Source organism: Maribacter sp. 2-571 (assembly GCF_050589625.1).
Classification (GTDB): Bacteria; Bacteroidota; Bacteroidia; order Flavobacteriales; family Flavobacteriaceae; genus Pelagihabitans.
In genome coordinates, this window is record NZ_JBNGOP010000031.1 from 51,423 (window position 1) to 63,038 (window position 11,616).

At 45.0% G+C, this 11,616-nt stretch carries 9 protein-coding genes; 5 read left to right on the forward strand and 4 right to left on the reverse strand.

What is annotated here, in order from left to right:
• The first annotated feature begins 15 nt into the window (after positions 1 to 15).
• The 4 genes from glgB (at position 16) to ACRD7P_RS18100 (ending at position 6,853) form a co-directional block, all read left to right on the forward strand.
• Complete coding sequence (glgB, locus tag ACRD7P_RS18085; protein ID WP_430909103.1) at positions 16 to 1,914, forward strand: 1,4-alpha-glucan branching protein GlgB; 1,899 nt, start codon at positions 16 to 18, stop codon at positions 1,912 to 1,914.
• A gap of 102 nt (positions 1,915 to 2,016) precedes the next feature.
• A complete protein-coding gene (locus ACRD7P_RS18090; protein ID WP_430909104.1) occupies positions 2,017 to 4,416 on the forward strand; it encodes a glycoside hydrolase family 31 protein in 2,400 nt (799 codons plus the stop codon).
• Between the two features lie 198 nt (positions 4,417 to 4,614).
• Positions 4,615 to 5,424, forward strand: a complete 810-nt coding sequence (locus ACRD7P_RS18095; protein WP_430909105.1) for a M48 family metallopeptidase — start codon at positions 4,615 to 4,617, stop codon at positions 5,422 to 5,424.
• A gap of 70 nt (positions 5,425 to 5,494) precedes the next feature.
• Complete coding sequence (locus ACRD7P_RS18100; protein ID WP_430909106.1) at positions 5,495 to 6,853, forward strand: MFS transporter; 1,359 nt, start codon at positions 5,495 to 5,497, stop codon at positions 6,851 to 6,853.
• A gap of 88 nt (positions 6,854 to 6,941) precedes the next feature.
• Here ACRD7P_RS18100 and ACRD7P_RS18105 read toward each other — a convergent pair whose 3' ends face one another.
• From ACRD7P_RS18105 to ACRD7P_RS18120, 4 genes are read right to left on the reverse strand one after another with little or no spacing between them, the layout of a single operon-like run.
• Entirely contained in the window at positions 6,942 to 7,667 is a 726-nt protein-coding gene (locus ACRD7P_RS18105) for a head GIN domain-containing protein (RefSeq protein ID WP_430909108.1), read from the reverse strand.
• Between the two features lie 44 nt (positions 7,668 to 7,711).
• Positions 7,712 to 8,797, reverse strand: coding sequence for a hypothetical protein (locus tag ACRD7P_RS18110; RefSeq protein ID WP_430909109.1), 1,086 nt, complete (start codon positions 8,795 to 8,797; stop codon positions 7,712 to 7,714).
• Positions 8,778 to 9,338 carry a hypothetical protein gene (locus ACRD7P_RS18115; RefSeq protein WP_430909111.1) on the reverse strand — a complete coding sequence of 187 codons (561 nt, stop codon included), beginning with the start codon at positions 9,336 to 9,338 and terminating at the stop codon, positions 8,778 to 8,780. Before ACRD7P_RS18115 ends, ACRD7P_RS18110 begins: the two co-directional genes overlap by 20 nt.
• A 2-nt stretch (positions 9,339 to 9,340) precedes the next feature.
• Complete coding sequence (locus ACRD7P_RS18120; RefSeq protein WP_430909112.1) at positions 9,341 to 9,892, reverse strand: RNA polymerase sigma factor; 552 nt, start codon at positions 9,890 to 9,892, stop codon at positions 9,341 to 9,343.
• A 471-nt stretch (positions 9,893 to 10,363) separates the two neighbouring features.
• Here ACRD7P_RS18120 and ACRD7P_RS18125 point away from each other — a divergent pair.
• Positions 10,364 to 11,616: hypothetical protein (locus ACRD7P_RS18125; RefSeq protein ID WP_430909113.1), on the forward strand; the 1,253-nt coding region annotated here is incomplete at its 3' end.

Genomic DNA, 11,616 nt, shown 5'->3' on the forward strand with positions numbered 1-11,616 from the left:
AATAAAAAAAAGTATATGGGCAATGTAGTACCGCATAGCGTATTTTCCGATTTTGATATCGATCTTTTTAAATCGGGAAAACACTATCGACTTTATGAAAAATTGGGTTCGCATCCCATGACGGTAGACGGGGTAAAAGGAACGTATTTTGCCGTTTGGGCGCCCTCGGCCAAAGCGGTTTCCGTAATTGGGAATTTCAACTATTGGTTGAGCCATGAACATCCGCTTAACGTCCGCTGGGACGAAAGTGGCATATGGGAGGGGTTTATTCCGAATATCGGTAAAGGCGAGGTGTACAAGTACCATATCAAGTCCAACAATCATGGGGCCGTTACCGAAAAGGCCGATCCGTTTGCGCGCTATTGCGAACATCCGCCCAATACGGCTTCCGTCGTCTGGGACGACTCCTACAAATGGAAGGATGCCAAATGGATGAAGGACAGAAAAGCCAAAAATGCATTGAATAGTCCGTTCTCCGTTTATGAGGTGCATTTGGGGTCTTGGAAACGGAAAGGGGATAACGCGTTTCTTTCCTACGAGGAACTCGCTGTAGAATTGGTGCAATATGTGAAGGAAATGGGCTTTACCCATGTAGAGTTCATGCCTATAATGGAATATCCGTACGACCCTTCCTGGGGGTACCAGCTTACAGGCTATTTTGCTCCGACCTCCCGTTTTGGGGAGCCGCAAGGGTTCAAACTATTGGTAGATAAGCTGCATCAAAACGGTATCGGGGTGATTTTGGACTGGGTACCTTCCCATTTTCCGGAAGATGCCCATGGTCTTGGTTTTTTCGATGGATCACACTTGTACGAACACCCCGACCGTAGAAGAGGGTACCACCCCGATTGGAAGAGTCTGATCTTCAACTATGGTAGGAACGAGGTAAGGGCTTTTCTGATCAGTAATGCCTTATTTTGGTTAGATCAGTTCCATGCCGATGCGCTGCGGGTAGATGCCGTTGCTTCCATGTTGTATTTGGACTATTCCCGTGAAGAAGGGGAGTGGGAACCCAATATGTACGGGAACAATGAAAACCTGGAGGCCATGAGCTTTATTCGGGAACTGAACGAAACCGTATATGGGAACTATCCCGATGTTCAGACCATTGCCGAGGAATCCACGGCGTTTACCGGAGTTTCAAAACCAGTCAATTTCGGAGGGTTGGGTTTTGGTATGAAATGGATGATGGGCTGGATGCACGATACCTTGGAATACTTTAAAAAAGATCCGATATACCGAAAGCACCATCAGAACGATCTGACCTTTAGTATGACCTATGCGTTTACCGAGAACTTTATGTTGCCTTTTTCGCATGATGAGGTGGTGTATGGTAAAAAGTCGTTGGTTTACCGAATGCCGGGTGATGAATGGCAACGCTTTGCCAATTTAAGACTGCTTTTCGGATACATGTTTACCCACCCCGGTACCAATTTGATATTTATGGGCGGCGAATTCGGGCAGACCGAAGAATGGAACTTTCAACAAAGTCTCGATTGGCACCTGACCCAATACGACGGCCATAAAGGGATTCAAGAAACCATAAAGGGGCTCAATGAACTCTACAAAAAGCAACCCGCGCTTTATCAGAAACAGTTCGATTCCGAAGGTTTTCAATGGATCGATTATGGCGATCATGAAAATTGCGTACTTACCTATATTAGAAAGGGCGAGGATTCCAAAAATGATCTTTACATCGCATTGAACCTTACACCGGCACCAAGGGTGGACTATCGCATTGGGATTCCAAAGAAATCCGGTGTGCCCAAACCCCTTTTCAACAGCGACGATGTCAAGTATGGCGGTTCCGGTACCGACTGTGCAATTTCAAAACTACAGAATACCCCGTGGCACGGGCATTCCAAATCCGTTGAAATAACGCTTCCCCCTTTAAGTATTGTTATTTTTAAGTAAGATTGACCGAAGAAAACGCAATAGTCGTCAATTCAGGATGTATATGTTTCATTATTCGACGGTAATGTGCTTTTTTTGCTGTTCCCAAAAAATAAATAGGTTATGATTACGAATACCGAGTTAGAATATAAAGGGAACCTCTATCCCAATAAAATAGTCGACTTTAGACAGGATACCGACAAATTATATTTCACTACCGAAAACGGGGTCATTTTACAGATTACCGTAATGCGGAACAGTACCATCCGTTTTAGATATGCTACCGGGCATACCTTTGAGCCCGATTTTTCATATGCCGTTAGCGAGAATGCCAGCAGGGGCTACAATCGGTTGGAAGTTACCGAAACCGATAGTGAATATTACATAGAAACGACCCGAGTGAAAATTTTGGTCGATAAGGCTTCCTTGCGTACCCAAATCTCCGATTTGGAAGGCAACATCCTCAACGAAGATGAAATCGGCTTTCACTGGGAGGAAAACTATCAGTATGGTGGGAACACTGTTAAAATGAGCAAAATCACCCAAACCGGCGAGAGCTTTTACGGAATGGGCGATAAGGCAACACATCTTAACCTTAAGGGAAAGCGGGTCAACAACTGGGTAATGGACCAGTATGCCTATGGTAAAGATCAAGAGCCGTTATACAAGGCGATTCCATTTTATATCGGCCTGAACAAGAATAGGGCCTATGGTATTTTCTTTGACAACAGTTTCCGTTCCTATTTCGATTTTGCGCACGAAAGGCGCAACGCCACCAGCTTCTGGGCCGATGGCGGTGAAATGAACTATTATTTCTTTTACGGTCCGGAAATGTCGAAAGTAGTACGGCTATATACCGATTTGACCGGTACCCCGGAACTCCCACCGCTTTGGGCATTGGGCTATCACCAGTCCAAATGGAGTTATTTTCCCGAGAGTAGGGTGAAGGAAATCGCCAAACAATTTCGAGACTTGCGCATTCCCTGCGATGCCATTTATTTGGACATCGATTATATGGACGGTTTTCGCTGTTTTACCTGGGATAAAAATCATTTTCCGGAACCCAAGCGAATGATGAAGGAGCTAAAGGAAGATGGGTTTAAGACCGTGGTCATGATCGATCCCGGTATTAAAATAGACAAGGACTATTGGGTATACCGTGAGGCCATGGAGAAGGGATATTTCTGTCGTAGGGGCGATGGACCCTATATGCACGGAAAAGTGTGGCCGGGGGAATGCAACTTTCCCGATTTCACCAATCCGGAGGTACGCGAATGGTGGGCCGAACTCTACAAAGAGTTTATGGCCGAAATGGGTGTTGATGCCGTTTGGAACGACATGAACGAACCCGCGGTGATGGAAGTGCCCGGAAAAACCGCGCCTTTGGATACCCGTCACAATTTTGACGGGCACCCCTGTACCCATCGAAAGGCCCACAATATATACGGTATGCAGATGGTTCGTGCCACTTATGAGGGGGTTAAAAAATACGTTTACCCAAAACGACCGTTCGTTATCACCAGGGCCGCGTTTTCGGGAACGCAAAGATACGCTTCCACCTGGACGGGCGATAATGTTGCTACTTGGGAACATTTATGGATCGCCAATGTACAAATGCAGCGCATGTGCATGAGCGGCTATTCCTTTGTAGGTTCCGATATTGGTGGTTTTGCCGAACAACCCAATGGGGAATTGTTCGCAAGGTGGATACAACTCGGGGTTTTTCACCCCTTCTGTCGTGTACACAGCAGTGGTGATCATGGCGATCAGGAACCCTGGTCCTTTGGGGATGAGGTTACGGATATCGTTCGAAAGTTTATCGAACTCCGTTATCAGTTGTTACCTTATCTGTACACCATGTTCTACAAATATGTAAACGATGGGATTCCGATGTTGCAGTCCCTAGTGCATTTTGATCAGGAGGACAACCAAACACACTTCAGGACCGATGAATTTATCTTTGGCGACCATATACTGGTATGCCCGGTACAAGAGCCAAATGCCCAAGGAAGGCGCATGTACATACCAAGGGGAAAATGGTATAATTTCTGGACAGAGGAAGTGGTGGACGGAGGTCTTGAAAAGTGGGTGCCCGCAGAACTGGACGAAATACCGTTGTTTATAAAAGAAGGGGCGATAATTCCAAAATATCCCGTCCAACAATATGTTGGGGAAGTGGAACTGGAAGAATTGGTGTTGGATCTGTATTATAAAGAAGGGGTGGAGCTTTCCTCGGTCTACGAGGACAGTCAGGAAGGATTCGACTATACGCAGGGGAAGTACAGCTTACGCAAGTTTAAATTGATCGGTAAGCCAAAACAACTGATTGTCCAACAATATAAGGACGGTGCTTTTACCACCCCTTACGAATCGTTCCGGTTCAACTTGCACGGGTTGCCGTTTAAGATCGTGGAAATAGAGATCGATAATGAAAAAGTGGCGTTAAAAGACCTGAAATTGAACGGGGACAACTCGCTCACGGTCAGTAAAAATTTCACCGAACTGCACATTACCGGGAAATAATTTGAACTTGTTTTGAGTTGTTGTTTGTAATCGAGAACGAAGGCTTTTGTGACGTAATGAAGCCATTTTATGGTTGCATAGCCCGAGCTACGGAAGCTGAAAATGGGGAAATTACGGTGCAAAATGCGAAATTCTTAGGCAAAAGAACAACTCAAGATGAGTTCTTTTTGTAATTTTCGAGTACTAAACACTTTTAACATGAAAAAAATAGCTTTAATACTCTTGGTTTTTATGGCTTCGGCGGCCTGTAAGACCAACCCTTTCACGGGAAAAAAGATGCTGAACTTTTACGGTAATAGCCAAATTTTTCCGACCGCTTTTGCCCAATACGACCAGTTTTTAAATCAAAATAAAGTGGTGGAGACCGGCAAGGATGCACAGATGATCACCAATGTTGGGCAACGGATCGCATCGGCTGCGGAGCGATGGTTGAGCGCCAATGGTTATCCAGGATATTTAAAGGATTATAAGTGGGAATATAATTTGGTGCAGGACGAAACGGTGAACGCTTGGTGCATGCCCGGTGGTAAGATCGTTTTTTACACCGGTATACTGCCCATTACCCAAACGGAGACAGGTGTTGCCGTGGTAATGGGGCATGAGGTGGCCCATGCTTTGGCGGATCACGGAGCACAACGGATGAGCGCCGGTACCTTACAGCAATTAGGGGCGGTGGCCGGTAACGTGGCCATTAAGGACGAGCGTACCCGAAACACCTTTAATCAGGCGTATGGCCTAGGGTCAACGGTAGGGGTAATGCTCCCCTTTAGCAGAAGTCACGAAACAGAGGCCGATCGCATTGGATTACAGATTATGGCGATTGCAGGCTATAACCCTGATGAAGCCGCCAATCTATGGCGCCGTATGAAGGCGAAAAGCGGCGGGCAGGCACCACCGGAATTTATGAGTACCCACCCTTCCAACGATACTCGAATCAACAATTTAACGGCCTGGGCACCTATGGCACGACAAGAAGCCGCAAAATTTGGGGTGACCAGTTTTAAATAGCGCCCTTATTTGGGCTATAAATCGTATCTTAAGAACCGTTCGCATGAAGTGAACGGTTTTTTATTTCGCCATGACCAAACCACCACTCACCAAAGGCAGTAAAAAATTGTTGAACGCTTGGGCGTTTTACGATTGGGCCAATTCCGTATACAATCTTGTGATTTCTTCCGCTATTTTCCCCATTTTTTATGGGGCACTTACCATAGTGAAAAACGAGCAGGGTGCGGTAATCAATGATACCGTTACCTTTATGGGTATCGATTTTAATAATGATACACTGATTAGTTATGTTACCGCGGCCGCTTTTTTGGTGGTGTCCTTTTTAAGTCCCTTATTAAGTGGTATTGCCGATTATGTGGGTAATAAAAAGGTTTTTATGAAGTTCTTTTGTTACCTCGGTGCGTTGTGCTGTATCGGTCTGTATTGGTTTAGTATGGAAATGCTATGGTTTGGATTGCTCTGTTATTTTTTGGCCTTGATCGGATTTTGGTCCAGTTTGGTTTTCTATAATTCCTACTTGCCCGATATCGCCTTCCCTGAACAGCAAGATGCCATTAGCGCCAAGGGGTTTTCCTTCGGGTATGTGGGTAGTGTACTGTTATTGGTTATTTGTTTGGTCATGATTTTAAATTTCGATGCGTTCGGCTTTGAGGACAGTGGCGTTCCTACGCGCTTATCCTTTGTGTTAACGGGGCTCTGGTGGATCGGTTTTAGTCAGTATACCTACCGTCACCTGCCAAAGGGGAACAAGCAAGAGAAATTTGGTAAGGACATCCTGTTCAACGGTTTTAAGGAATTAAAACTGATCTGGCAGAAAATTAAAAAGAACGTTCCGTTAAAACGATATTTGGGCGCTTTTTTTGTGTACAGTATGGCGGTGCAGACCATTATGCTGATCGCTACATATTTCGGCATAGAGGAACTAGACTGGGGGACTACGGACCCAACTATCGGTTTGATCGTCAGTATTTTATTAATTCAATTGGTAGCTATTTTAGGCGCATATGTTACCTCAAGATCGTCCAAACGTTTTGGAAACATCCAAACATTGATCGTGCTGAACCTTATTTGGATCGGTATCTGTATCTACGCCTATACCATAACCACGCCCTTTGAATTTTATAGTACCGCGGGAGCCGTAGGCTTGGTTATGGGGGGCATTCAATCCCTTTCCAGGTCAACCTATTCCAAGCTCATTCCATCGGGGGCATTGGATACCGCATCCTACTTTAGTTTTTATGACGTGTCCGAAAAAATAGGTATCGTAATCGGTATGTTGAGTTATGGATACATTGCCCAAATAACCGGAAGTATCCGATATTCCATTATTTTTTTAGGCTTGTTTTTTTTGGTGGGCATGTTGTTATTGTTAAGAGTTCGGCATTCCGAAAAAAATGCCCTTGCGGGGAATTCACATAAACTACCTTAAATGTTAAGTGTGGTTCTTTTGAAGGCAACGCACAAAAAAAGCCCCCGAACTTCGGAGGCCTTAACCCATTTTGCGAATGGTTTTGTATTTATCCTTTTGAAATGTCCCCCGAACCGGAAGTTTTGGTATCTACCTTTTCTGGATTGCCCCGATAACTAATGTCACCAGATCCCGAAACACGGGCACGTAACATTTTATTTACCGTAATTTTGATATCGGCAGAACCGGAAACGGTAGCATCTACTTTGCTCGCTTCCAAGTCGTACGCCTTAACGTCTCCGGAACCAGAAACGCTTACATCGAAGTTGTCGGTCTGGCCGCTTAGGGTAATATCTCCGGAACCGGACATGCTGGCCTCCATTTCGTTTGTTTCCACGGTCAGGGTAATATCGCCGGAACCGGACATGCTTGTTCTAAAACGGTCCGATTTCAACGTTTTTTCCCCAACGATATCGCCCGATCCTGAAAGCGTCACCTCGTCTATACTGGCAACGGGAACGGTAATACGGATGCCCTTATCCCAATTGGATGGTTTTAGTTGGTATCCTTTTTCAACTTTAATGATCAATTTTCCGTTCTTTACTTCTGTCACGAGGTACTCCAAAAGGTTTTCTTCCCCTTCCAAACTAAGGTTTCCTTCGTTTCCGTCTACAAGATACACGTCGAACCATCCTGAAACACCGATAGCGTCATACTCCCCGACACTGCGTTCAATGTTGACCGATTTTCCGTTTCCCTTGATTTTTTTACCCCACTGTGCGGTACATGAAATGCTTAATAATGCAATTAAACTAAGGCTCAATACTTGTTTCATAATTCTAGTTTTAGTCCCGAGAAGTTCGGGTTTTGATTGATGTATTAATTTTTATAAAAAGATACGCCACCATAGTCGCTCGATATGGTGATCAGGTTTCCACTGTTGGCGTTACCATAAAATCCTTTGTAGTACTTACTGGTCGATTTAACATTACTGATGCTGATCTCAAAGTCCTCTTTTCCCCCTACGCCGGCATACGAAGTGCTTATTTCAAAATCGAACGAATAGGCGGGGTCGTATCCGATCTTTACGCCGGTGTAATCGGTTTTTAGGGTTACGTTACCGGCATCCGCGGCCAATTTTGCGATTTTGAGAGACCCGTAGTCGGCCGCAATATCCACATCACCATGTATGGTCCCCAACCTTACGCTGATATAGTCCCCCGTGCCGCTCACATCCTTGGCTTCCCCAATTTCGATTTTACCGTAATCGCTGGTGTATTGCAAGTTTTCCATTTCTTGGATCTTTGAATTGGTATAGTCCGCGTTCAGGACCAAATCGCCTGCCTTTTCTATGGTGAAGCCCGAATAGTCCGCTATTATTTTACCGCTATTGATGTAGCCAATAGTTGAATTGGAGGTGTAATCGAAATTCAATTGGTTGTTTCTTCCCCTCAGTTCCCCGATATCTAGGCGACCGTAATCGCAATTGATCTTTGCATGGCCATCCACACGATCCAAACTGATACTGCCATAATCGTTGTTGAGGTTTACCCGGTTTTTGATCGGTAATTTAATGGTATAGTTGATCTGCATGTTTACCTTGGTATTACTGCCCCAGCCCCAATTATTTCTACTTTCGTTAAAAATGGTCTTGGCCGATACTACACTGCTACTACCATCAAAGGCAACGGTTATTTGATCCAGTTTGCGCTGTACCTTTTCCTCGTTGTTGCCATTGGTCTTGATATGGACCTCGATCATCACACGATTCTCCTTCCAGGAGGTGATATTCAGGTTTCCGTAGCTATTGTCTACTTTCAACAAGGCGTCCGGGTTTACATTAAATTCTTTTTTGATCGTTTTTTCTTTCGTATACCTTCCTTTCAACGGATCCTTGTTTGCAGAAAGCAAAATGGGGAAACAAAGGAGTATTGTTACGATACAGTTAAAGGGTGTAGTTTTCATCATCGTAATTTTTTAAATTTTTTATCGTTTCAATTCGATTCAGAACATCTTGAAGCAAATCGATTCTGGTCTGAAAATTTGTAATCATGGCACTGAGAAGCAGTTTGCTGTTTCCACCTTCCAAAAGGTTTTGCTCCAATTGGGTGTAGTCCGCTTCCAGCCGTTTAAGCTGTTTCATGGTGTCGTCCACGATCTGTTTGGTTTCGGGGGTACTTTCATTTTCCAAGGTACGCACCTGTTCCGCAACAAGATTTGCAAAATAAAACTGACTTTGCGAAACTTCCGGTGAAATTTCGGCCACTTGTTCCGCCACTGAAGGCCCTTTTGTAAAAAGACCGATTCCCAGGGCCAATAGTATGGCTGCCGACGCGGCGATCGACACCGGTTTCCACCAGCTTTTTTTCCTTTTTGGTAGCGTAACGACCCCTTTGGAACTGTTGAGTTTTGCCAAAAAACGGTCTTGATGGCCTTCCTCGGGGGATGCTATGTCAAAAGAACCCTGTAGGTTATCGAACAGCTGTTCCAATTTTTCTTTTTCCATGGTTATGCGTGTATCAATTTTTTTCGTAAACTTTCCTTTGCTCTAGAAATCGTAGTCCTACAATTTGCATAGCTAATATTCATAATGCTACTGATCTCTTCATAATCATAGCCCTCAATTAAATGTAAGGTCAAAGAAACTCTGTAGTTGTCTTTTAAATGATTCATGGTTTCCATCACTTTTTGAGCCTTCAATTGTGTAAAACCCTCATCAGCGACAACTGCATCGTTGTCTTCGACCTTGTACATAATATCATCCAGGGCAACCTCATTTTTTTTCTGTTGCTTTCTGTAATGATAGATGCTGTTGTTTACTACAATTCGTTTTAGCCAAGATCCAAAGGTAACTTCCGCTTTAAAGCTGTGCAGTTTCGTAAACGCGTTCAAAAACGATTCCTGCATTACATCCTCCGCTTCCGCGCTGTCCTTTACGATCCTTAGGGCCGTATTGTACATTGCTTTATAATAGCGGTTGTAAACTTCAAGTTGGGCGCTTTGCTTCCCTTCAATACATCTTTGTAATAATGCATCAATATGTTCTCTTTTCTGGCTCAAAAAGTGAATGTTTTGTTGTAAAGATGCAACAAGTTCCCGATTGTTACACTTTTGCTTTTTTTTATTTCTTTTTCTTCTGTGGACTTGTTCCTTACCTTCTTTGGAAACGGTGCCAAGGCAGGTAATTTTTGATATTGAAAATGTAAAGATCGATACGTTCATAAAGATGCCGCGTCAATACCAAGGACGGGTTTATGGAATGTCGCCGGACGTTCGCCTGTGTCTGTCTTGTCGTTGGTTGGCATATGGCATGCCAACTGTGCATATTCCTGATTATACGGAAGATGCAGTTAATCGATTTATTTTAATTTTTGACGATTAAATCGCTAGGTTCATCGAAGAAGTATAAAATTTGCAGCACCAAAACCAACAACTTTTTCCCCTGGAAACATTGTATAATTCGAGATGACCATGGGAGCATTGTATACCTCTCGCACTAAGCCGTTATTTGCCTTTTTCTTATTAATTTGTATGCTGACCGGTTCCGGGCAAACCCCGGAAACACAAGGGCAGTGGAGCGTACCTATCGGGTTTGATATCGTGCCTGTTGCCGTGGCCAATTTGCCCGATGGTAGATTGCTTACCTGGGCGGCAAGTTCTCCTACCACCTTTGTAGAGATAAGTTCCGGAGCGACCTATACGGAAATTTTTGATCCCACCTTGGGTACCGATGGTCAGGCTTTGGGGCAATTTGTCTCGAATACACGCCACGACATGTTCTGCCCGGGCATCAACAACCTGCCCGATGGGCGAATTATGGCAGCGGGAGGGGCTACGAGCGATAAAACCAGCATTTTTGATCCTGTTACGGAGCGGTGGACCGAAGCGGCCACCATGAACATTCCAAGGGGCTACCAAGGAAACGTCACCCTTTCCGACGGTTCCGTTTTTACCTTGGGAGGATCTTGGGCCGATGGCAACTACCCCTCTACCAACGGGCAGAAAGACGCGGAAATTTGGTCGCCACTTACCGGTTGGTTCAAGCTTCCGGGAATTTTGGGGGCCGATATTTTTACGGCCAATGATTTGAATACGGAAGCAAGAGGACTCTATAGAATTGATAACCATCTTTGGTTATGGCCCGCGCCGAACGGAAAAATATTTCATGCCGGACCAAGCGAAGAAATGCACTGGATCGATGTTACGGGTACAGGTAGCATTAGCAGTGCCGGACTACGGGGAACCGATACCTATTCCATGAAGGGTACCACGGTTATGTTCGACGTCGGTAAAATATTGAAAGTAGGCGGTGCGGAATCCTATGATAGCGATCATCCCGCCAAGGACAACGCTTTTGTAATCGATATCAATTTGGAGAATGCCGTATCGGTAACGCCAACGGCCAACCATTTGGAATTTTCTCGAACGATGTTGAATACGGTCGTACTGCCCAACGGAGAGGTGTTGGTTACCGGAGGGCTTGATCGGGCCGTGGTTTTTTCCGATGTAGGTGCCCGTTTTGCGGCCGAAATCTATAATCCGCATACCAATAGTTGGCGCACTGTTGCCGGCATGTCGGAGGCGCGCACCTACCATAGCGTTTCCATATTGATGAACGATGGTCGCGTGTTCGTGGGCGGCGGTGGACTTTGTGATTCCACTCCCGATTGTATCGACCACCAGAGTGCCGAGATCTACAGCCCACCTTATCTGTTCACTGACGGCGGGGCGTTAGCGGCAAGGCCGAGCATTTCCGCTCCCGACGAGGCCGATTACAACAGTAC

Excerpts from the sequence above, each read along its gene's own strand:
- glgB (WP_430909103.1), top strand. The coding sequence starts at position 16 with ATGGGCAATGTAGTACCGCATAGCGTATTTTCCGATTTTGATATCGAT.
- ACRD7P_RS18090 (WP_430909104.1), top strand. The coding sequence starts at position 2,017 with ATGATTACGAATACCGAGTTAGAATATAAAGGGAACCTCTATCCCAAT.
- ACRD7P_RS18095 (WP_430909105.1), top strand. The coding sequence starts at position 4,615 with ATGAAAAAAATAGCTTTAATACTCTTGGTTTTTATGGCTTCGGCGGCC.
- ACRD7P_RS18100 (WP_430909106.1), top strand. The coding sequence starts at position 5,495 with ATGACCAAACCACCACTCACCAAAGGCAGTAAAAAATTGTTGAACGCT.
- ACRD7P_RS18105 (WP_430909108.1), bottom strand. The coding sequence starts at position 7,667 with ATGAAACAAGTATTGAGCCTTAGTTTAATTGCATTATTAAGCATTTCA.
- ACRD7P_RS18110 (WP_430909109.1), bottom strand. The coding sequence starts at position 8,797 with ATGAAAACTACACCCTTTAACTGTATCGTAACAATACTCCTTTGTTTC.
- ACRD7P_RS18115 (WP_430909111.1), bottom strand. The coding sequence starts at position 9,338 with ATGGAAAAAGAAAAATTGGAACAGCTGTTCGATAACCTACAGGGTTCT.